Raw genomic sequence first — 21,608 nt, 5'->3', positions numbered from 1 at the left:
CGGGGCGCCGGGGGACAATCGGGGGATGCGCTGGACCGTGCTCGACTCCCCGATCGGCGAGTTCTCCGTCGCCACCGACGGCACCCACGTGTGCCGGGCCCACTTCGGCCGGGTCGACGCAGCCGCCGAGGAGCCGGGCGACGAGGCGGCCCGACAGGCGCTGGCGGAGCTGCGGGCGTACTTCGCGGGCGAGCTGACCGGGTTCGCGGTGCCGCTGGCCGCACCGGGCGGGTCCGACTTCGAACGGGGCGTCTGGCGGGAGATGACCCGCATCCCGTACGGGGAGACGCTCACCTACGGCGAGGTGGCCCGCCGGCTCGGCGACCCGGGTGCCGCCCGCGCGGTCGGGGTGGCCTGTAACCGCAACCCGATCCCGGTGCTCGTGCCGTGCCACCGGATCGTCGGCGCCGGCGGCAAGCTGGTCGGTTTCGGCGGCGGCCTGGACCGCAAGGTGAAGCTGCTGGAGTTGGAGGCCGGGGTCGCCCTGCGACACGCCTGGTCCGGGGTATGACGCTGCGGCTGTGCCTGAGATTAGGTGGGCCCAAACCGCCGAGGGCCGGCCCAGCAATACGGCCCTCGGCGGTTTTGTTGCGGCTCGACCTCGTTCTTAGCAGGAGGCGGAGTCGTAAATTCTGATTGTCTCGACGTAAGAGTTGGTGATGTTGGTCATTTTTTCGTTGGGCAGCAGACAGTGGGAGGTGCCGATAGCGAATCTCAGGAACGCACCGTCGTCGTTTCGCGAGTTGTAGACTGCGTAGGAGCCGGCCGCGCTGGACCCTAACACCTGGTTGTAGTTGGTGATGTCTTTGTAGGCGGCCGTCCATCGGCGTGCGTCCCAGTCCGCCTTGGTCTTGTAGAAACAGACTTGAGGGTAGCCGCACCCATAGGCCGTGGCGGCGCTTGCGGCGGGAGCGCTCACCACCATTGTGGTGAGCATGACACCAGCGCTCAAAATACTTCCGACGAACCTCTTTACTCGCATGATTCTCCCTGGCGTTCACAGTGGGTGATCACTTGGATTCAGATCGTATAGGCCGAAGGGGCTCTTGGACACCCCTTCCGGACATCGAAGTTGAGGATGACTGGCGTGCCGGCGTTTGCCGCTGGCCCGAGAACCTGGGTCTCCGTTGGAGGAATGAATAGGTATGGTCGCCGCACAAGACATTGGACTGAACGCGTGAGGGCCGGGTCCTTTGCGGACCCGGCCCTCGGCGGTGTTACGTGTGGCGGTTAGTTGCCGGACGGTGGAGTGTCGGCGCGTCAGCGCTCGACGTCACCGGCGATGAACGCCTCGACGGCGGCGTGCGCGTCGTGGTCGGCGTACTGCACCGGCGGGGACTTCATGAAGTACGACGAGGCCGACAGGATCGGGCCGCCGATCTTCCGGTCCAGCGCGATCTTCGCGGCGCGGACGGCGTCGATGATGACACCGGCCGAGTTCGGCGAGTCCCACACCTCGAGCTTGAGCTCGGCGTTGAGCGGGGTGTCGCCGAAGGAGCGACCCTCCAGGCGGATGTACGCCCACTTGCGGTCGTCCAGCCACGGCACGTGGTCCGACGGGCCGATGTGCACGTCGCTCTTGCTCATCTCGTGCGGGATCTGCGAGGTGACCGACTGGGTCTTCGAGATCTTCTTCGAGACCAGGCGGTTGCGCTCCAGCATGTTCATGAAGTCCATGTTGCCGCCGAAGTTGAGCTGGTACGTGCGCAGCAGCTCGACGCCCCGGTCCTCGAACAGCTTCGCCAGCGCGCGGTGCACGATGGTGGCGCCGACCTGGCTCTTGATGTCGTCACCGACGATCGGCAGGCCCGCGTCCTCGAACTTCTTGGCCCACTCCGGGTCGGAGGCGATGAAGACCGGAAGCGCGTTGACGAACGCGCAGCCGGCGTCGATCGCGGCCTGGGCGTAGAACTTGTCGGCCTGCTCGGAGCCGACCGGCAGGTACGAGACCACGACGTCGACCTGCGCGTCGCGCAGCGCCTGGGCGACGTCGACCGGCTTGGCGTCGGACTCCTCGACGATCTCGCGGTAGTACTGGCCCAGACCGTCGAAGGTCGGACCGCGCTGCACCGTGACGCCGGTCGGCGGCACGTCGCAGAGCTTGATGGTGTTGTTCTCGCTGGCGACGATCGCCTCGGCGAGGTCCATGCCCACCTTCTTGGCGTCCACGTCGAACGCCGCGACGAACTGCACGTCCGAAACGTGGTAGTCGCCGAAGGTGACGTGCATGAGACCCGGGACGCGGTCGTTCGGGTCGGCGTTCCGGTAGTACTCCACGCCCTGTACGAGGGACGAGGCGCAGTTACCCACACCGACGATGGCGACGCGGACGGAGCCCATAGCGTCTGCCTCCTTCTTCTTCATCACGGCCGCTCTTTCCTGGACTCTCCAGGCGGAGGCGGGCTGTTGTCTTCTCGTCGGCCGCCGGCCGTCCCGGTTGACGGGACCGTCGGGGCACGGCCGGAGCGCTCGTTGGCGATGAGCTCCTCCAGCCAGCGGACCTCGCGCTCACAGGCGTCCAGGCCGTGGCGCTGCAGTTCCAGCGTGTATGCGTCGAGCCGCTCGGCCGCCCTGCCGAGCACGTCGCGAAGCCCCTCACGGCGTTCCTCGATCTTTCGCCGGCGACCCTCCAGGATGCGGAGCCGGGTCGCCTGGTCGGTCCGGGCGAAGAACGCGAAGTGCACGCCGAAACCCGTGTCGTCGTACGTCTCCGGCCCGGTCTGCGCGATCAGTTGGGCGAAGCGTTCCTTCCCCTCCGCCGTGATCTCGTAGACCACCCGACCTCGTCGGCTGGTCAGCGCGGGAACCTCCTCGACCGTGGCGGGTGCCTCCGCGGCCTCGGTGATCCATCCCGCCGCCTGCAACCTGCGCAGCGTGGGATAGAGCGAGCCGTAGCTGATCGCCGCCCTGATCGCACCGAGCTTGGCGGTCAGCTCCTTGCGCAGCTCGTAGCCGTGCATCGGAGACTCCTGCAGGAGGCCGAGGATGGCGAGCTCGAGCACGGGCCATCCTCTCTGTACCCTCTACGCGGAGCGGTAACCGCCGCGATGTATCGGACCGATACATCGCACGCTAGCGGATCGCCGTGATCAGGGCAAACCCCCGCTCCGAGGTTCTCCGGTCACGCATCGTCACCGTGGTCGCCCCGTCCGACGAGACCGCGTACCCTTCTCCGCATGCGTACGCAGCGCCAGGTAGTCGACTACTCGCTCCGGAAGCGAGCGGTGCTGCGTGAGCTCCTCGCGGGCCGGGTCGGCACGTACGACGTCTGCGACGCCTCGCCCTACCTGAAGAACGCCGCCCGCTTCCACGGTGAGCCGACCGACGAGCGGTGCCCGATCTGCCGGAGCGAGAACCTGACCCACGTCCACTACATTTACGGCGACGAGCTCAAGCAGTCCGCCGGCCAGGCCCGGACACTGGCCGAGTTGCCGGTGCTGGCGATGACGGTGCGTGAGTTCCAGGTCTTCGTGGTGGAGGTGTGCCTCGGCTGCGACTGGAACCATCTCGTCGAGCAGTACCTGCTCGGCCGGGACGGCCTGACCGGGAGTCCGGAGGGTGGGCAGGAGCAGGACGCGGTGGGCGGCGCGGCCGCCTCGGGCAACGGTGCGGGCAGTCGACGGAGGCGAGAGGCGCAACGGTGATCTTCGCTCGATCGGCCGACCCCGGCCAGCGCACGCACGCCCGGGGAGACCGACGGATCGTTGGTCTGATTGGCCCGATTGATTCGCAAGTGGCACCGGTCGACCGGCACCCCCGTGCCGCCCTCGACAGGTGTCCCATCTCACGGCAAACCGGTGGCGGCGCAGTCGCGTCCCACCGCGACGGCAGGGTGTGAGGAATGAACTCGTACGGCGATTCCAGTTCCCCGCGCGGGCGGGCCCAGATTCCGGGCCAGCACGGCGACCCCGGCGGTGACGCCTCCGGGGGCGGCTGGTCGGCTGCACAGGAGGGTACGGCACCCGCGGGTCGCGCCTCGGTCGCGCCCCGGGCCGCCGCCGGCGGACGGGCCTCGGTCGGCGGCTCGGCCGCCGTTCCGCCGCGCGGCAGTTCCGGTTCGGCGTCGGCGGCCGTTCCGCCGCGTGCCGGCTCCGCCCCGGTGGGCTCCGCCTCGGTGGGTTCGGCCTCCGTCGGCCGGGCGGTGCCGGGCCGGGCCTCCGTGCCGGTCTCTCCGGCGCCCGGCGCGGGCCGGGCGCCGGGCACGGGTCGCGCGTCGGTGCCGGTCTCCCCGGCGGCCGGCGGGCCGGCCGGTCGCGCCTCGGTGGGCTCCGCCGCCGTAGGCGCCGCCCCGGCCGGACGGGCCAGTGTCGGATCGGCGGCGGTCGGCGGCGTCAGCGGCCGGGCCTCGGCCCGGGCGAGCGTCTCGCCGGCCGCAGGCGGCCCGGGTGGGCCCGGCGGGCCGACCGGCCCCGGCCGGCGCGGGCGCGGCGCGGGCAACCCGGCCGGTGCGTCGCGGGCGAAGAAGCGCAAGCGGGTCAACATGCTGATCGCCGCCTTCGCCGTGTTCATCATGCTCGCCGGGCTCGGCGTGGTCGGTTTCACCTACTACTCGACCAACGTGGTCCTCCCGGAGGACACCACGCCGCCGCAGGCGACCACCCTCTACGCGTCCGACAACAAGACGATCATCGCGAAGGTCGGCACGCAGAACCGGACCCTGGTCACCATCGACCAGATCCCGAAGTGGGTGCAGGACGCCGTCGCCGCGGCCGAGGACCGCAACTTCTACGAGCACTCGGGTGTGGACTACAAGGGCATCGTCCGGGCCGCGTGGAACAACGTCTCCGGCGGCAGCAAGCAGGGCGCCTCGACGATCACCCAGCAGTACGCGCGCAACGCGTTCGACAACCTGAAGGACGACACCTACGCCCGGAAGGTCAAGGAGGCGATCCTCGCCTCCAAGCTGAACGACGAGTACACCAAGCCGCAGATCATGCAGCACTACCTGAACATCATCTACTTCGGGCGGGGCGCGCACGGCATCGAGGCGGCAGCGCAGACGTACTACGGCAAGCCGGCGAACAAGCTGAGCGTGGCCGAGGGCGCGGTCCTCGCCGCGCTGATCAAGCAGCCGGAGGCTGGGATGGGCCACAAGGGCTACGACCCGGCCGTCAACCTGGTCGACGCCAAGTCCCGCTGGGAGTATGTGATCAGCGGCATGGTCGCCGAGGGCTGGCTGAACGCCCCGGGCAAGCCAGCGGCGCCCACGCTGGCCGAGTACCCGATGCCCAAGAAGCCGAGCCAGGGCGGCGCCGGCATCGACTTCGGCGTCAACACCCCCTACGGCAACGTGATCAACTACGTCAAGCAGGAGATGCGGGACAAGGGCATCTGCGTCGACAAGGAGGAGCAGATCACCGACGCCAAGCCGCTCTGCTCCCAGGCGCTCATGTCGGGCGGCTACAAGATCCGCACCACGATCGACACGAAGATCCAGGAGGCGGCGGTCGAGACCGCCCAGCGCAAGACCAAGGGGTCGGAACTCGCCGGCCAGCCGCCGAACCTGATGGCGGCGGTGGTCGCCATCGATCCGAAGAACGGTCGCGTGCTCGCCTACTACGGCGGCGACAACGGCACCGGCACCGACTACGCCGGCAAGAACATCGACTCCTCCGGCAACCCCTACGGCGGTCACCCGCCGGGCTCGAGTTTCAAGATCTACACCCTGGCGGCGGCGCTCAAGGCGGGCAAGGCCCTCGAGTCGCGCTGGAAGGGCAAGGCCTTCACGCCCGAAGGCACCAAGTTCAAGGTCAGCAACGCCGGCGTGGACAACCCCGAGTGCGGCAACTCCTGCACCCTGACGGTCTCCACCCTCAAGTCGCTGAACGTGCCGTTCTACCACGTCAGCCAGGACATCGGCCCCGACAAGGTCGTCGACATGGCGGCCAAGGCCGGCGTCAGCATGATGTGGCGGTCGGACACCGACCCGCCGAAGGGCTACGACCTCACCAAGACCGATCCGAAGGACATCGCGCCGGACCCGTTCTTCCACGTCGTCGGCTACGGCCAGTACCCGATCACCGTCCTGGACCACGCCAACGGGGTCGCCACCTTCGCCAACCAGGGCCGCTACCACAAGGCTCACTTCCTCTTCTCGGTCGAGAAGCGGGACGAGGTGACCGGCAAGTGGAAGAAGATCGCCGACGAGGGTTCGCTCAAGGGTGAGCAGCGCATCGACAAGGACGTCGTGGCGGACGTGACCTCGGTGCTGGAGCAGTACCCGGCGCGGGTCAACCACAAGCTCGACGACGGCCGGAAGGCGGCCTCCAAGACCGGCACCTGGGAACTCAAGGCGAAAAGCGACGACAACGGCGACGCCTGGATGATCGGCTACACCCCGCAGATCGCCACCGCCGTCTGGGTCGGCAACGTCAAGGACCGCAAGCCGCTCAAGCTGAAGAACGGCGACAAGATCAGTGGCGGCAACCTGCCGGGCACCATCTGGGAACGGTTCATGGACGAGGCACACAAGGCCAAGAAATGGGAGAAGAAGGACTTCCCGCCCGCGGCGAACGTCGGCGACCCGAACAGCGGCAACGGTGAGGCGCCCCCGCCCCCGCCGCCTCCGCCGGGCCCGCCGAACTGCGATCCGCTCGGCCTGTTCTGCCCCGGCGGCAACAACGGTGGTGGCAACAACGGCGGCGGCACCCCTCCCGGCGGCCCCGGCGGTCCCACCGCCCCGACCGATCCGCGCCCCGGCCGGGACGGTGGCGGCGGCGGGCTGCTACTGAGCCTGACACCCCGACCGGACAACGACTGATCGACGAACGCCGCCGGCGGCCGGAGCACCTCTCCGGCCGCCGGCGGCGTTCCGCGTATCGACGTGTCGTGAGAGGGAGGGGACGCGGAGGCCCGATGTACGGCAGGATGCACCTTCATGAGCACGCAGTCGACGCGAGGCATCGACGACGCCGGTGCCCCTGACCATCCGTCCCGCTCCGACGGCTTCGTCCGGGGCCTCTCCGGCGCCATCGGCGGCCCGCTGGGCGACCACGCCGTCGCCCTGGACCGGCCCGCCGGGCGGGAGAGCCGGTTCTGGACGGCGACCCGCATCGTCCTGGCCCTGGTCTGCCTGACCCTGGCGTTGCACTGGGTGCAGAAGTCGCCCTGCCAGGACGGCGCCTGGCAGAACAACGTGCAGTACACCCGGTTCTGCTACACCGACGTGCTGGCGCTCTACTACGCCGAGCGGCTCAACGAGGGTGCGGTCCCCTACCAGGACCACCCCGTCGAGTACCCGGTCCTCACCGGCTACTTCATGGGCGCCCTCGGCCTGCCCGTGCACGCCCTCGGCCAGAACGACCCTGGGCTCAACCAGGGCATGTGGTTCTACAACCTCAATGCGCTGGTGCTCGGCGCGCTGGCGGTCGCCACGGTGGCGGTGCTCCTCGCCCTGCGCCGCCGCCGACCATGGGACGCCGCGCTCTTCGCGCTCGCCCCCGCGCTGATGCTCACCGCCACGGTCAACTGGGACCTGCTAGCCATCGGCCTGGCCGCGTTCGGCCTGTTCGCCTGGGCCCGCAGCCGACCGCTGGCGGCCGGCGTCCTGCTCGGTCTCGCCGGGGCGGCCAAGATGTGGCCGCTGTTCATCCTCGGCCCGATCCTGGTGCTGGCGCTGCGCGCCGGGCGGCTCCGCGCCGCCCTCGCCGCCTTCGGCGCGGCCCTGGTCTCCCTGGTCCTCGTGAACCTGCCGGTCGCCATTCCCTACCGGGAGAACTGGGACCGCTTCTTCGAGCTGAACTCGACCCGGCCCATCGACTGGGGCACCCTCTGGTATATCGGGCGCTACCTGGACGGGAAGTTCGGCAGCACCAACCCCGCCGACCTCGGTCCCTTCGAGTGGCTGAACGTCAACATCCCGACGCTGAACACCCTGTCGTACGCCCTCTTCGGGCTTTCCTGCCTCGGCGTGGCCGCGCTGGGGCTGCTGGCCCCGCGCCGGCCCCGGCTCGCCCAGCTCGCGTTCCTGGTGGTCGCCGCCTTCCTGATCTTCAGCAAGGTGTGGTCGCAGCAGTTCGTGCTCTGGCTGTTGCCGCTGGTGGTGCTCGCCCGCCCGAAGTGGGGCGCCTTCCTGGCCTGGCAGGTGGCCGAGGTCTGCTACTTCGTGGCCTTCTACGGCGAGCTGCTCGGGGTGGCGACCAGCAAGCCGGTCTTCCCGGAGGGTGTCTTCGTGCTGGCGTCGACCCTGCGTCTGACCACCGTGGTGGTGCTCTGCGTGCTGGTCGTCCGGGAGATCATGCGGCCCGAACTCGACCCGGTGCGGCGGACCTACGCCGACGACCCGGACGGCGGGCTGTTCGACGGCGCTCCGGACGCGCCCTGGCTCGACCGCTGGCGACGCCGCCCCGAAGTGCCGGCCGAGCCGACGCCCGCCGCCGTCTGACCGCTCCCGGCCGTCGGAGGCGACCCCGACGGCCGGGAGAACGCCGGTCAGAGCCGGTAGACGACCACGTCGCCGATCTCCTCGCGGGTGATGCCGAGCCCGTCGACCGGTGCGTCGACGGTGATCTCCCACGGCGTGCCGGCGATCTGGTCGCGCATCAGCAGCACGTTGCGGACCCCGAGGACGCGCAGGTAGTCGACGCTGACCTGGTCGGGGAAGGAGAGCGTCACCCGGCGTACGTCGTCGAGCTGCTGCGGCGTGAAGCCGCTCCCGCCGTTCACCACGTCCTGGAACCGGGTCGTGGACCAGAGCATCACCGGCTGGTCGAGGCTCTGGTTGCTCGGCAGCACCAGCAACGGCCCGTCCACGGTCCGCATCGCCGCCGGCTGGGGCGGCACGATCGGGTGGGGCGTGGAGTTCAACCCCTCGCCGATCACCAGCACCAGCGGCAGCAGGGTGGCCAGCCGCAGCCACGGGCTCGGCCAGGAGGGGATCCGCTCGGCGTAGACCTCCCGGACCCGGGTGGCGAACGCGCTGACCGCGCCCGCCGCGAGCAGCCCGAGCAGCAGCGTCGTCCAGAGCATCAGCCGACCCGGCGTACGCAGGCCGTTCCAGCCCGGCACGTGCTCGAACAGCGGCACGTAGGTGAAGGTGCCGTCGAAGAACCGGGTGCCCATGGCGAGCACCATCGTCACCACCACCCCGGCGAGCAGCAGCAGCCGGTGGCGCAACTTCCACACGGAGAAGAAGAGCCCGCCGGCGGCGAGCGCGTAGAGCACGAAGCCGGGCAGCAGGGTCATCTCCGGGTGCCAGGGCAGCATCTCCCGTGCCCCCTCGTGCAGCCCGCCCCAGACCCGCGACTCGGCAGGCGCCGTGAAGAAACCGCTCGCCGGCGGCGAGAAGACGGCGATGTCGCCGATGGAGCGCTTCGCGTTCGGGTGCGCCTCCGCCACCGTGAAGAACGGGATGGCAAGCAGCGCGCCGACGCCGGCGAAGAGCAGGCCGCCGACCAGGTCCGCGACCAGCAACCGGCGGCCGAACGGGCGCTTGACCGGCCGGACGACCCATCGCCGCAGGAACCAGGTGACGGCTGCGACCAGCACGGTCCCGGCGAGGAAGTACGCGAACGGCAGCCCGATGCCGAAGCCGAGACTGAGTTGCCAGGCCGCGACCAACCAGCCGGTGTAGACCCAGCCGTCGTGCCGGCGCTCAGGACGGTACCCGTGCCGCAACGACCAGCCGTGCCCCCGGGCGAGCATCGCCAACGCCAGCGGGATGCCGCCGTTGGAGATCACGTGCAGGTGCCCGGCCTGGGCCAGCAGCCACGGCGCGTACGCGAAGCTCGCCCCGGCCACGGCGGAACCGATCCGGCCAGCGCCGAGCTGCCGGGCCAGCGCGTACGCCCCGAGCGTGGCGAGCGCGTGGGCCAGCACGAACATGATGTTGTAGCGGAGCACGGCGGCTTCGGGGCCGGTGCCGATCATGCCCGCCGGGGCGTACCCGAGCAGGGTGTCGGAGAAGGCGAAGCTCCAGGACTCCGGGAAGAAGGTGTTCGACTGCCACAGCTGCGCCGGGTTGGTCAGCAGGATGTGCCCCGACCAGGCCATCTGCCACGCCTGGAGGCTGGGGTCCCAGTAGTCCTGCGGCAGGGTGTGCCGCGGATAGCGCAGCGTGGGCCAGGTCATCAGCACGGCCAACGCCAGCGAGGCGAACGCCGCGAGCGTCCACTCGTGGATCAACAGGCGGCCGACCGCCCGCGCGGCACGGCCGAGCCGGGAGGGCACCGGTTCGGGGGCGGACGCGAAGACCTCCCACCGGTCCGGCTTGCCCCCCTTGTCGCCCCCGTCCTCGTTCTTGCCGGCAGCCTTGTCGCCGCCCTTCGCGCCCTCGCCGCCGGCCCCGGCCGCACCGGCTGAGCCCGCCCCGGCGTCCGCCTTGTCGGCCGTGCTCTTGGTGCCGTCCTTGCCGGCTGCGCCCGGCTTGGTGCCCGTACTGCCGGCCGTGCTCTTGGTGCCGTCCTTGCCGGCTGCGCCCGACTTGGCGTCGTCCTTGCCCGTCTTGGCGGCGACCTCGTCGGCCCCGCCCGCCGTGGTGCCGGCCTTACCGTTCCCCGTCTCGGTCGCGCCAACTCCGTCGGCCCCGACCGCCTTGACCTCCGCCCCGGTCCTGGCCTGGGCTGTGTCGGCACCGGGTCGGGTCCCACCGGTCCCGGATTCGGCCGCCCCGGCCTTGGGCTCGGCCCCGCCGACCCCGCCGACCCCGCCGGTCCCGCCGGTCCTGGCGGCCGTGCCGGGCGTGGCACCGGCCGTGCCGGTCTTCCCGGCGGCTTCCGTCTTCTCGGCAGTGTCGGCGTTCTCGGCGGCGGCGTCGGGACGGGGACTGCCGGCGGCGGACTGCTCGGTCGTCATGCCGTCGGGCTCCCCGCGCCCAGTCGGTCGCGCAGGAATGCGATGTCGGCGCCCTGACCGTCGACCCCGCCTGGGGTCTCGACGATGACCGGCGCGCCGGCCGCGCGGATCACCGCGACCACCAGCTCCGGGTCGATCGTGCCGCCGTCGAGGTTGTCGTGCCGGTCCTGACCGGAGTTGAACGCGCCCTTGGAGTTGTTGGCGTGCACCAGGTCGATCCGCCCGGTGATCGCCTTGACCCGGTCGACGAGCCCGAGCAGCTCCTCGCCGCCGGCGTGGGCGTGGCACGTGTCCAGGCAGAAGCCCACCTCGTGGTCGCCCACCGCGTCCCAGAGCCGGGCGAGCGCGTCGAGCCGCCGGGCGCACGCGTTGTCGCCGCCGGCGGTGTTCTCGATCAGGACCGGCACGTCGAAGCCGCCGGAGTCCGCCGCGTACGCGAAGGTCTTGCGCCAGTTGTCGAAGCCGACGGCCAGGTCGTCGCCGGCGTTGACGTGCCCGCCGTGCACGATCAGCCCCTTGGCGCCGATGGCGGCGGCCGCCTGGGCGTGCCCGAGCAGCAGCTTGCGGCTGGGGATCCGGATCCGGTTGTTCAGGGTCGCGACGTTGATGACGTACGGCGCGTGCACGTAGAGGTCGACGCCCGCGGTCCGCAGCCGGTCCGCGTCCTCCCGCGGCTTCGGCGCCTTCCACCCCTGTGGGTCGGAGAGGAAGAACTGCACGGCCTCGGCCCCTCGGGCGGTCGCCTCCGCCACCGGGTCGGTCGAATCGACGTGGGCTCCGATACGCATGCAGGGGAGCCTACGTCGCGTCGCCGACAGCCGGGATGACGGCGGTGGCGGACTCGCCGGTCCCACGCGTCACCTCCCGGCGCCGGCGGTCGTTGATGCGAGTGGGATCCACGGTTGCCGCAGCCGGCCCGCATCGACCGCAGGTCGGCCTGCCGGGAGCACGTCGAACCGCCCGAGAGCGGGGACACCCCCGCCGCGCGGCCCGGCGCGGCGGGGGCCCGCCCTCACGGAACCGGGCTCACCGGGAAATTTGTCGGAGAATTCCGCCATTTCCCCCGACAAGGGGCAAGTGCCGTTGTAACGTCAGGTAACAACACGATAAAGCTCCGCGGGGCGTCCCCGGTCCAACCTCATCGGTGTGGTCGTTCCTCCCCAGGTCCCACCCAAGGAATGCGGACGGGACGCCCCGCGGCCTCGTGTACGGGGGCCCGCATCGACAGCGACGTCGACGCGGGCCCCCGTCGCCTCGCCCGGCGGAAGGGGCCCCGCCGACCACCCCGGGCATGATCGTCGGGACCGGGTATCCTGGTCCGGTTGTCCGCGTCCGGCCGGGTTCCCCCGGAACCGGCGCGGGCCACGACGCACGACCTCCTGCCACGGAAGGACCGTGGCCGCTTAGCCCACAGGAGGTGAGCACGTCTTGCGTCATTACGAAGTCATGGTGATCCTCGACCCCAGCCTCGAGGAGCGCACCGTCGCCCCGTCGCTCGACACGTACCTGAACGTGATCCGCACCGCGGGTGGCTCGGTCGAGAAGACCGACGTGTGGGGCCGCCGGCGCCTCGCGTACGAGATCAACAAGAAGGCCGAAGGCATCTACGCCGTCATCGACCTGCAGGCGACGCCCGCAGCGGTGGCCGAGCTGGACCGTCAGCTGCGGCTCAACGAGTCCGTGCTGCGCACCAAGGTCATCCGGCCGGAGATGCGCTAAAGCATTCAACCCGGTTCACCCGGATCAGCCTCATCGGCACTGTCGGAGGGCTCTGAGAGCCTGTACGGCAGAACTGATGAGTGCGCGAGGAGATGGTCATGGCAGGAGACACCACCATCACGGTCATCGGCAACCTGACCGATGACCCCGAGTTGCGGTTCACCCCCTCCGGTGCGGCGGTCGCCAAGTTCCGGGTCGCTTCGACGCCCCGGTTCATGGACAAGGCCTCCGGCGAGTGGAAGGACGGCGAGCCGCTCTTCCTGGCGTGCACCGTGTGGCGGCAGGCGGCGGAACACGTCGCCGAGTCGCTCCAGCGGGGCGCCCGCGTGATCGTCTCGGGCCGGCTGCGTCAGCGGTCGTACGAGACGCGCGAGGGCGAGAAGCGCACCGTCATCGAGCTCGAGGTCGACGAGATCGGCCCGTCGCTGCGCTACGCCACGGCGAAGGTGCAGAAGATGTCCCGCTCCGGCGGCGGTGGCGGCGGCTTCGGTGGCGGTGGTGGAGGTGGCCAGGGCGGCGGCGGAGGCAACTTCGACGACCCCTGGGCCTCGGCTGCACCGGCACCCTCGCGCGGTGGTTCGGGTGGCGGCAACTTCGACGAGGAGCCCCCGTTCTAATGGCGCCGAGCGCCCGCGATCGCAAACCAGGAGCACGAGCAATGGCCAAGGCCGCTGCACTTCGCAAGCCGAAGAAGAAGGTGAACCCGCTCGACAAGGACGGGATCACCTACATCGATTACAAGGACACCGCGCTGCTGCGCAAGTTCATCTCCGACCGCGGCAAGATCCGCGCTCGGCGGGTGACCGGCGTGACCTCGCAGCAGCAGCGGCAGATCGCCCGTGCGGTCAAGAACGCCCGTGAGATGGCGCTCCTGCCGTACACGGCCACGGCCCGCTGAGAGGAGGCACCGAAATGAAGATCATCCTGACTCAGGAGGTGTCCGGCCTCGGTGCCCCGGGCGACATCGTCGAGGTCAAGAACGGCTACGGCCGTAACTACCTGCTGCCGCAGGGCTTCGCGATCGCCTGGACCAAGGGTGCGGAGAAGCAGGTCACGGTCATCAAGCGGGCCCGTTCGGCCCGGGAGATCCGCGACCTCGGCCACGCCAACGAGGTCAAGGGCCAGCTCGAGGGCCTCAAGGTCAGCCTGAAGGCCCGCGCCGGCGACGGCGGTCGGCTCTTCGGCTCGGTCACTCCGGCCGAGATCGTCGACGCCGTCAAGGCCGCCGGTGGTCCGGTCCTCGACCGTCGTCGGCTGGAGCTGTCCGGTCCCATCAAGTCGACCGGCTCCTACCCGGTGCAGATCAAGCTGCACCCCGAGGTGACCGCCAAGTTCGACCTCAACGTCGTCCAGGGCTGACACCTCACCCCAGCACCACGACAGGGCCCGCACCGACCGGTGCGGGCCCTGTTCGCCGTACGGCCGCGTCCACCCTCCCGCCGTACGCCTGCGGCACGCTTGCCGCCACACGGTCGGCGGTGGCGCGTCGGTCGACGGGCTGACCGGTCACCACCCTGATCGTCAACCGATCGGCTGGCCCGTCACCGCGCTGATCATCACCGTCGAGAGACCGCCGCCGACCACGGCCGCCGCCAACGCGACGCTGGCCGAACGCCACGTCGTCCCGACCCGGCGCAGCAACAGCGCCACGACCATGCTGCTGGCCAGCGCCAACCCGAAGCGCGGCAGGCCCGCCGCCAGCGAGCCCAGCGCCCGCGCCCGGGGCGAGTCGCAACCCCCTCCGGTGATGTCCGTGACACACCCCGCCGGCACCTGTCCGTCCAGGGTCAGCAACCAGACGAAGATCAGCGCCGCCGGCACCAGGTAGCACGCGACCGTGTAGAGCAGCGACCGCCACGGCCCGCCCGGATCGGGATCGAGCAGGTCGTCCTCGATACGACGGCCCCACGCTCCCGCCCCGGCGGTCCCGGCCCGGCGGCGTACGGCCGACGCCGGCGCGGCACCGACCGGCTCGGCCACGCGCCGACGCGCCGCCGGACGCGGTCGCGGCGCGGAGTAGGGCGCCACCGGTGACCGGGGTGCCGACACCGACGGGTCCACCCAGCGCGGATCGTCGCCCGCCAGCCGGGTACCCGACCAGAAACCCTCGCTCCGGTCGTCCTGCTCCGGCCGGGACCACCCCTGGACGGCACCCCCGCCGGAACCCGGCGCGGTCCTGTCCCACCCACCGTCGTCGGAGTACCGCTCCCACTGGCCGGTGTCGTCGGACCGGTACCACTCACCGGTGCCGTCGGTAAGGTCCCACTGACCCGTGCCGTCGCTCCGGTCCCAGCGGCCGGTGTCGCCGCTCCGATCCCAGCGGCCGGCGCCGGCGTGGTCCCAGCGGTCGATTTCACCGGCCGGCTGCCACGCGTGCACACCGGACGCGTCCCACGTGTCCACCGCCGGAGGACGGGAGGGCGGGATCTCGGACGCGGCGAGGTGCGACCCCCGGTCCCACGGATCGACGGCGGGTCGGTCCTCCGCCGCCCGCCGGCCCCGGCGGGCCGGCCGCTCGGCATCCCGATCCGGTACGGGCCCGGACGCGTCCGCCTCCTCCAGGCCGGACCAGACGACCTGCGGGCGCTGCGACGACGAGCGCCTCGGCCGGCTCGGCGGCACCGAACCCGAGACGGGGTCGTCCTCGGCCCGCCGCCGCCCGGAGTATCCCCGCTCCTGCGGGTGGTCGAACGTCCACTCCCCGGTGTGCTCCGACTCCGGGGCTGCCCCGATCGCCGGGGCCTCGCGCCAGCTCGTCTCGCTGACCCGGCGCCAACTGCTCGTGGTCTCCGTGCTCCGCCAGGCACCGGAATGCGGCCGGTCGGCCTCGATCCGCGCCTCGTCGTCGGGTGCGGCGTGCCGGCCACCGCCGTCCGCGCTGCGGACCCCCGACTCCAGTGCCCAACGAGGCAGGTAGCTGTCGACCGGTTCCCGCTGGCCACGCTCGACGGCCCGGCGCCGGCTCGGGGTGCGGTGCCGGGCGGGGGCGCGCTCGTAGGGATCGACCGGTGCCGGGCCGGCGGGATCGTCCCAGGGGGTGACCGGCTCGCGCGGAACACCCTCTCCGCGTCCCCAGTCCCGGTTACTCACGGCCGGAGCGTGACCCTTCTCAACCGATGGCGCAATCCGCTGTGCAGGTGTAGCCGTTCGCTGGAGATAGTACGGGACGTTCGACCGCGCAGTTCGACCGAAAACTTCCCGTCCACAGGCTGGGGATTGAGTTTCCGCAGCTCAGAGCCGTGTGCTGGGGAATTCCCCAGCCGTTGTCCACAGGCTGTGCACACCCTGCGCACATGCTCGTCCGCCGGCGTCCACAGGTTGTCCCGAGGCTCGTCCACCGACGTGGTTGAGTGGCTGACCTCGGGTTCCGTATGGTTGGCCCCCGACCGGCCGTGCGATGACCCCCGATCGACCGGCAGGTCGAGGTTGTCGTACCTCGGCGGTAGGGCTGAATCCGGATCCGACGCAGTGGAGGGGGAACCCGTGTCGGTCACCGACGACATGCGGGCGGACTCGCGATCGGGCGGGGGGCAGGCGTCCGCGCCGCCGCAGCGCGACGGCCAGTTCGACAAGACCCCGCCGCAGGACGTCGCCGCCGAGCAGTGCGTCCTCGGCGGCATGCTGCTGTCCAAGGACGCCATCGCCGACGTCGTCGAGATCCTCAAGACCAACGACTTCTACCGGCCGGTGCACGCCACCATCTTCGACACCATCCTGGAGATCTACGGCCGGGGCGAGCCGGCCGACTCCATCACCGTCGCGGCGGCCCTGGCGGACTCCGGCGACCTCGTCCGCATCGGCGGCGCCCCCTACCTGCACACGCTGATCGCCAGCGTGCCGACGGCGGCGAACGCGGCGTACTACGCCCGCATCGTCAGCGAGCGGGCCGTCCTGCGGCGCCTGGTCGAGGCCGGCACCAAGATCGTGCAATTGGGCTACGGCACGGGCCAGGGCGGCAGCCGCGACGTCGACGACATCGTCGACCTCGCGCAGCAGGCGGTCTACGACGTCACGGAGCGCCGCGTCAGCGAGGACTTCGCCGTGCTCGCCGACATGCTCCAGCCCACGCTGGACGAAATCGAGGCGGTGGGCGCCCAGGGCGGCGTGATGACCGGCGTGCCCACCGGCTTCACCGACCTCGACCGCCTGCTCAACGGCCTGCACGCGGGGCAGCTCGTGATCGTTGCCGGACGCCCCGGGTTAGGAAAATCGACCGCAAGCATGGATTTCGCCCGAAACGCCGCGATTCGGGCAAACCAGGCGTCAGCCATCTTCTCGCTGGAAATGAGCAAGGTCGAGATCGTCATGCGGTTGCTCTCGGCCGAGGCGCGGGTGCCGCTGCACGTCCTGCGCAGCGGCCAGCTCTCCGACGACGACTGGACCAAGCTCGCCCGCTGCATGGGCGAGATCAGCGAGGCGCCGCTCTTCGTCGACGACACGCCGAGCATGAACCTGATGGAGATCCGGGCCAAGGCGCGCCGGCTCAAGCAGCGGCACGACCTCAAGCTGATCGTGGTCGACTATCTCCAGCTGATGACCTCCCCGAAGCGCACCGAGAGCCGGCAGCAGGAGGTCGCGGACCTCTCCCGTGGCCTGAAGCTGCTCGCCAAGGAGGTCGAGTGCCCGGTGATCGCGGTGAGCCAGCTGAACCGTGGTCCGGAGCAGCGCACCGACAAACGACCACAATTGTCCGACCTGCGTGAGTCTGGCTCGATCGAGCAGGATGCCGACGTTGTCATCCTGCTGCACCGCGACGACTACTACGACAAGGAGTCGCCGCGGGCCGGGGAAGCGGATTTCATAATTGCCAAGCACAGAAATGGTCCGACCGACACCGTGACGGTGGCCGCGCAGCTCCACCTGTCGCGCTTCGTCGACATGGCCATCGTGTGAGGCAGACGGGCGCCCGGTTGACGGAGGCTGCGAGGGCCGAGGCCATCGAGCGTGCTCTGGCCGGTGACAGTCTGAGCAGCATCGCCCGTTCGAACGGTGTGTCCCGGCAGGCGATCCGTGTGGCCTGCTGCGGCGCCGAGGGATACCGGCGAGGGTCGTCGGCAAGCTGACGGAGGACCAGCGCTCCGAGGTCCTCCAGCGTTATCAGGCGGGAGCGTCGCTGGGGCAACTGGCCACCGCGTACGGCATCACCGAGCCTGCCGTGCGCGGTCTCGTCACTCGGCGGGGTGTCCCTCTTCGGTGCGTCCTCCACACGCTCCGGCACGAGGCGTTCGACGAGTTGAGCTCCGACGCCTGCTACTGGATCGGCTTCCTGTTCGCCGACGGGTCGATCAGCTACCGGTCGAATCACATCCCACAGATCTCGGTAGGACTCGCCGAACGCGATCGAGCGCACCTGGCCAAGCTTCGTACCTTCCTCGGGTCGACGAGCGCCATCTCGGCGCCCAGCCCGACCCACCACTCGTGCCAGTTCTCGGTCCGCTCCCACCGGTTGGCCGACCGGCTTGCCGCACTCGGTCGGTACGAGGGACCGACCGACGCTCGGTTGGTGCAGTCGCGTGACTTCTGGCGCGGTGTGGTCGACGGCGATGGGTCGATGGGCCTCTACCGCAGATCGCGAACCGCCCCGGCCACCATGCCCCAGTTCCGACTGGTGGGCCGGCGGCACGTACTTGAGGAATTCCTCGGTTTCCTGCGAGCCCAGGGGATCATCGGACTCTCGGTGCGGCCACACAAATCGATACACACCGTGGGAACCACGTGCGGTCCCGCAGAGAAGATCGTCGCGCTGCTCTACCGCGACGCCTCTATCGCTCTGTTGCGTAAGGCGGAGACGGCCGAGCGGATCCTGGCAGCAGCCGCCAACTCGGTCAGGTCGACTCGACGGAGCTGAACCGGCCGCCCGCCCCTGGCGATGTGGGCGTGCTCAGCCCAGGAGGGGGAACCAGCCGGCGACCTCGCCGAGTTCGAGCTGGTCCCGGCCGGTCAGCGGCATTCGTCCGGTCGCCTTGAGCAGGTACTCCGCGTCGCTCCACGCGGCCGGTCGGACGGCGTCGTCGCTGAGCAGGCCGTCCATGGTGGCCACCGCGACACCCGTCGCGAGCGTCCCGGGCAGGGGCGCGTCGGGCAGGTCGAGCACCAGGTCCAGGTGGTGCACTACGGCCTCGGTGGTCAGGGTGGCGATCAGGTCCGGCACCCGCAGCACGTGCCCCTGGGTGGTGACGTGGCCGTCGGGATCGGCCGCCCCCGCGGCACGTACGGCGGCGGGTGCGGTGTCGGACCAGAGGCGGACTATCCCGCCGGGACGGTCGAAGGCGGCTGCCGAGCGGCGGGCCCACCAGGCGTGCCGTGCGCCGTTACCGTCCCCCTCGGACGGGAACGTGCGCCAGTAGCTCACGTCGTCCACGTCGGCCGGGCCCTCGGCGGGGCTGGCCAGCGCGACCAGCGCCCGCTGGGCGTCGCAGAGCACGTGGAAGAGCAGGTCCGCGACGAGCCAGCCCCGGCACCGGGTGGGCCGTTGCAGGCCGGCGTCATCGAGGTCGGCGACGACCCGGGTGATCCCGTCGTACGCCTGCGCCAGCGGGTAGTGCAGCGTGTGCGGCGTCATGGGGTGCAGCGTCGCACGACCGCCGCCGGCCGGCACGGCGACCGGCGGTGGTGGGAGGGCGTGGAACCACGGGCGACCGGGCCGGTCGATGCGCCGGCCCGGTCGACGGAGTGGCTCAGCCGAACATGTCGTCCAGGAAGCTCTTGTGCTTCTTGCGCTTGTAGTGCCCGTGGTAGCCGTGGTGCTGCTGACCGTGGCCGTAGGCGGGGGCCGGCGGGTAGCCGTGCACCGGCGGGGGCGGCGGCGGAACGGCGCCGTAGCCCGGCTGGTGCGGGGCGGGCGGCGGGGGCGGCGGAGGCGGGTAACCGCCCTGCTGGTGGCTCGGCTGGCCGGGGTAGCCCCCCTGCTGCTGGGCGGGCTGTGGCGCCGCCCCGCCCTGCTGGCGGTTCCAGTTGGCCTCCGCCTCGAACAGCTTCTCCAGCTCGCCGCGGTCGAGGAAGATTCCCCGGCACTCGCCACACTGGTCGATGACGACGCCGCTGCGCTCGTACTGGCGCATTTCTCCGTGACACTTGGGACAGGTCATGCTCATCCTCCGACCGTACCCGGTCAGATCACGCAGTCGCTGTCAGCGCTTCCGTGACTTCGGAGTCGGCGACCTCGTGGAAGTCCTCGTAGTAGGCGCTCACCGCCATGAACTCCGGCGGGTGCTGGGCGCAGACGACCTGGTCGGCCTCGGCGGCCAGCATCTCGTACGCCTCCTGCGAGCCGACCGGGACGGCGACCAGGACCCGGCGGGCGCCGAGGTGGCGGGCGACCTGGACGGCGGCGCGGGCGGTGGCGCCGGTGGCCAGGCCGTCGTCGACGATCACGGCGGTGCGCCCGGTCAGGTCGAGCGGCGGCCGGCCGGCGCGGTAGAGCCGTTCCCGCCGTTCCAGTTCGGCCTCCTCGCGGCGGACGACCTCGGCGACGTCGTCCTCCGTGAGTCGGCTGGCCACGATGTCGTTGAGGACCCGTACGCCGCCGGGGCCGAGCGCGCCGAAGGCCACCTCGGGTGCCCACGGCATGCCGAGTTTCCGGACGACCAGCACGTCCAGGGGTGCGCCGAGACGCTCGGCGACCACCCGGGCCACGGGCACGCCGCCGCGTACCAGCCCGAGGACGATGACGTCCGGTTCGCCGATGAGTGCGGTGAGCCGTTCGGCGAGCGTCCGGCCCGCCTCTTCGCGGTCGCGGTAGGTGGTCATGCCTCAGGTCTACGCCGTGTCGCCGGCCTTCGCCCGCCGGTTCGCGGAAACCGGGGGGTGCAGGGCGGGGGCCCACGCGAGGAGGGCGAGCGGGTAGAGCAGGTATCCGAAGCGGGTCGTGGGCATCAGCAGGATCGCGGCGAGCAGGCCGCACCCGCAGATCAGGGCGGTGGCGACGGCGGTGCGGGGCGGGCGGTGGGCGAGCCGGACGGCGATGGCCAGCCCGGCGGCGAGCAGGAGGGCGGCGGCGACAACGCGGCCGGCGGGCAGCGCGGTGGCGATCAGGTGGCCGGGGAACGGCGACTGTGCGGGGCTGGTCACCAGGCCGTGCCCGAGCGGGAAGCGGAGCACGTTCTCGACCAGCGCGTCGCGGTCGACGAGCAGGGCCGGCAGCAGCGCGGCGGCGGGCAGGCCGATGGCGCCCGCGGCGACCCGTAGGCCGGCCCGCCGGGTCAGCCCCCAGATGATCAGCACGAGGGCGACCGGCCAGGCGAAGAGCTTCAGCGCCCCGGCCAGGCCGACCGCGAGGCCGGCCCGGCCAGGGCGGCCGGTGGCGGCGAGGGCGAGGGCGAGCAGGCAGAGCGCGAGTACGGGCAGGTCGTCGCCGCCGGTGGCGAGGGTGAGCGCGCAAACCGGGAGGACGGTGGCGGCCTGTACGCCCCGGAGGAGGGCGGCGCCGGTGGGGTCGTTCGCGGTCCGGTGCACGCCGCGGGTGAGGGCGCGGACGGCCAGGGCGAGCGCCAGCGCGGTCCCGACGGCGAACCAGACGCGGGCGTCGGTCCACCAGGCGTCGACGGCCGCCCGGGGCAGCCCGAACAGCGCCATTCCCGGCTGGTACGGGGTGTAGCCGAGCAGTTGTTCGCCGGGTGGCAGGGCGGCGATCGCGTCGTGCCCGAGGTACGGCGTGCCGGTGTCGACCAGCCGCCGGCCGGACTCCTCGACGACCAGCACCTCCTCCTGTGCCCGGTCGGTGCGTCCGCCGGCCCGTTGGATGCTCTGCCAGGCCAGCGGCAGCAGGGCGGTGGCGAACCAGGCGAACCCGGTGACCGCCCAGCGGGCCCGCAGCCCGGCCGGCGGCGATCCGGGGTCGCGTCGGCGCAGCAGGAGCTGGCCGGTCGCGGCGAGGGCGGCGAGGAGGTATCCGACGGCGGCGACGGCGCCCCAGGCCCGGTGCGGGACGAGGGTGGACGTGGCGGCGGTGATCGCGGCGAAGGCCGCCGACGCGGCGTACAGGCCGAGGTCGAGGGCGAGGCCGCCGGCGGCGGAGTCGAGGGACCGCCAGCCGCGGCGGCGGGCGGTCGGGGCGGCGGTCACGCGGGCCAGTCTGGCAGCAGGTGCGCGTCGCCGCG

General features: G+C 71.3%; 19 protein-coding genes and 1 pseudogene. 10 read left to right on the top strand and 10 right to left on the bottom strand.

Features of this window, described 5'->3' with window-relative positions; genetic code table 11:
* The first annotated feature begins 25 nt into the window (after window positions 1-25).
* Complete coding sequence (locus ACFHW0_RS07495) at window positions 26-511, top strand: methylated-DNA--[protein]-cysteine S-methyltransferase (RefSeq protein ID WP_416606364.1); 486 nt, start codon at window positions 26-28, stop codon at window positions 509-511.
* A 96-nt stretch (window positions 512-607) separates the two neighbouring features.
* Here the strand turns inward: ACFHW0_RS07495 and ACFHW0_RS07490 are convergent, their stop codons facing one another.
* From ACFHW0_RS07490 to ACFHW0_RS07480, 3 genes are all read right to left on the bottom strand, one after another.
* Window positions 608-982 (bottom strand): hypothetical protein, encoded by a 375-nt coding sequence (locus ACFHW0_RS07490; protein WP_416606362.1) that lies wholly within the window; start codon window positions 980-982, stop codon window positions 608-610.
* Window positions 983-1,260: 278 nt separating this feature from the next.
* Window positions 1,261-2,340 carry an inositol-3-phosphate synthase gene (locus tag ACFHW0_RS07485; protein WP_121397427.1) on the bottom strand — a complete coding sequence of 360 codons (1,080 nt, stop codon included), beginning with the start codon at window positions 2,338-2,340 and terminating at the stop codon, window positions 1,261-1,263.
* A 23-nt stretch (window positions 2,341-2,363) separates the two neighbouring features.
* Window positions 2,364-3,002, bottom strand: a complete 639-nt coding sequence (locus ACFHW0_RS07480) for a PadR family transcriptional regulator (protein WP_121397428.1) — start codon at window positions 3,000-3,002, stop codon at window positions 2,364-2,366.
* A gap of 174 nt (window positions 3,003-3,176) precedes the next feature.
* Between ACFHW0_RS07480 and ACFHW0_RS07475 the strand changes: the two genes are divergently transcribed.
* The 3 genes from ACFHW0_RS07475 (at window position 3,177) to ACFHW0_RS07465 (ending at window position 8,383) form a co-directional block, all read left to right on the top strand.
* Complete coding sequence (locus ACFHW0_RS07475) at window positions 3,177-3,644, top strand: DUF5318 domain-containing protein (RefSeq protein ID WP_132235496.1); 468 nt, start codon at window positions 3,177-3,179, stop codon at window positions 3,642-3,644.
* A 197-nt stretch (window positions 3,645-3,841) separates the two neighbouring features.
* Window positions 3,842-6,760, top strand: a complete 2,919-nt coding sequence (locus ACFHW0_RS07470; RefSeq protein ID WP_416606359.1) for a transglycosylase domain-containing protein — start codon at window positions 3,842-3,844, stop codon at window positions 6,758-6,760.
* Between the two features lie 117 nt (window positions 6,761-6,877).
* Entirely contained in the window at window positions 6,878-8,383 is a 1,506-nt protein-coding gene (locus ACFHW0_RS07465; RefSeq protein WP_416606358.1) for a glycosyltransferase family 87 protein, read from the top strand.
* 47 nt (window positions 8,384-8,430) lie between these two features.
* On the opposite strand, the gene ACFHW0_RS07460 is transcribed toward ACFHW0_RS07465, so the two are convergent.
* The gene (locus tag ACFHW0_RS07460; protein ID WP_416606356.1) at window positions 8,431-10,791 is read right to left on the bottom strand and encodes a hypothetical protein; all 2,361 of its coding nucleotides are present in this window, start codon (window positions 10,789-10,791) and stop codon (window positions 8,431-8,433) included.
* Window positions 10,788-11,579 carry a deoxyribonuclease IV gene (locus ACFHW0_RS07455; protein WP_416606355.1) on the bottom strand — a complete coding sequence of 264 codons (792 nt, stop codon included), beginning with the start codon at window positions 11,577-11,579 and terminating at the stop codon, window positions 10,788-10,790. Before ACFHW0_RS07455 ends, ACFHW0_RS07460 begins: the two co-directional genes overlap by 4 nt.
* A gap of 640 nt (window positions 11,580-12,219) precedes the next feature.
* Between ACFHW0_RS07455 and rpsF the strand changes: the two genes are divergently transcribed.
* From rpsF to rplI, 4 genes are all read left to right on the top strand, one after another.
* Window positions 12,220-12,510, top strand: a complete 291-nt coding sequence (gene rpsF / locus ACFHW0_RS07450; protein WP_121397433.1) for a 30S ribosomal protein S6 — start codon at window positions 12,220-12,222, stop codon at window positions 12,508-12,510.
* Window positions 12,511-12,590: 80 nt separating this feature from the next.
* Window positions 12,591-13,127, top strand: coding sequence for a single-stranded DNA-binding protein (locus ACFHW0_RS07445; RefSeq protein WP_172896610.1), 537 nt, complete (start codon window positions 12,591-12,593; stop codon window positions 13,125-13,127).
* 41 nt (window positions 13,128-13,168) lie between these two features.
* The gene (gene rpsR / locus ACFHW0_RS07440; protein WP_007073789.1) at window positions 13,169-13,408 is read left to right on the top strand and encodes a 30S ribosomal protein S18; all 240 of its coding nucleotides are present in this window, start codon (window positions 13,169-13,171) and stop codon (window positions 13,406-13,408) included.
* A gap of 14 nt (window positions 13,409-13,422) precedes the next feature.
* On the top strand, window positions 13,423-13,869 hold the full coding sequence (gene rplI, locus ACFHW0_RS07435; protein WP_121397434.1) for a 50S ribosomal protein L9: 447 nt from the start codon (window positions 13,423-13,425) through the stop codon (window positions 13,867-13,869).
* Window positions 13,870-14,031: 162 nt separating this feature from the next.
* Here rplI and ACFHW0_RS07430 read toward each other — a convergent pair whose 3' ends face one another.
* Window positions 14,032-15,600 carry a hypothetical protein gene (locus tag ACFHW0_RS07430; protein ID WP_416606352.1) on the bottom strand — a complete coding sequence of 523 codons (1,569 nt, stop codon included), beginning with the start codon at window positions 15,598-15,600 and terminating at the stop codon, window positions 14,032-14,034.
* A 411-nt stretch (window positions 15,601-16,011) separates the two neighbouring features.
* On the opposite strand from ACFHW0_RS07430, the gene dnaB reads away from it, so the two are divergent.
* Together dnaB and ACFHW0_RS07420 are read left to right on the top strand one after the other, a co-directional pair.
* Entirely contained in the window at window positions 16,012-17,403 is a 1,392-nt protein-coding gene (dnaB, locus tag ACFHW0_RS07425) for a replicative DNA helicase (protein WP_416606714.1), read from the top strand.
* A gap of 340 nt (window positions 17,404-17,743) precedes the next feature.
* On the top strand, window positions 17,744-18,358 hold the full coding sequence (locus tag ACFHW0_RS07420) for a hypothetical protein (protein WP_416606351.1): 615 nt from the start codon (window positions 17,744-17,746) through the stop codon (window positions 18,356-18,358).
* Between the two features lie 33 nt (window positions 18,359-18,391).
* Here ACFHW0_RS07420 and ACFHW0_RS07415 read toward each other — a convergent pair whose 3' ends face one another.
* From ACFHW0_RS07415 to ACFHW0_RS07400, 4 genes and pseudogenes are all read right to left on the bottom strand, one after another.
* Entirely contained in the window at window positions 18,392-19,072 is a 681-nt protein-coding gene (locus tag ACFHW0_RS07415) for a maleylpyruvate isomerase N-terminal domain-containing protein (protein WP_416606350.1), read from the bottom strand.
* 115 nt (window positions 19,073-19,187) lie between these two features.
* On the bottom strand, window positions 19,188-19,604 hold the full coding sequence (locus ACFHW0_RS07410; RefSeq protein ID WP_121397437.1) for a zf-TFIIB domain-containing protein: 417 nt from the start codon (window positions 19,602-19,604) through the stop codon (window positions 19,188-19,190).
* Window positions 19,605-19,626: 22 nt separating this feature from the next.
* Window positions 19,627-20,259, bottom strand: a complete 633-nt coding sequence (locus tag ACFHW0_RS07405) for a phosphoribosyltransferase (protein WP_416606348.1) — start codon at window positions 20,257-20,259, stop codon at window positions 19,627-19,629.
* Window positions 20,249-21,573 (bottom strand): annotated as a pseudogene (locus tag ACFHW0_RS07400) (glycosyltransferase 87 family protein); the annotation flags it as partial. The gene ACFHW0_RS07405 and the pseudogene ACFHW0_RS07400, both read right to left, overlap by 11 nt.
* Between the last annotated feature and the right edge of the window lie 35 nt (window positions 21,574-21,608).

The sequence above is a fragment of the Micromonospora sp. LOL_025 genome (assembly GCF_048060285.1).
Taxonomy (GTDB): domain Bacteria; phylum Actinomycetota; class Actinomycetes; order Mycobacteriales; family Micromonosporaceae; genus Micromonospora.
The sequence above is the reverse complement of the archived record's forward strand: the minus strand, read 5'-3'. Positions and strand labels throughout refer to the sequence as shown.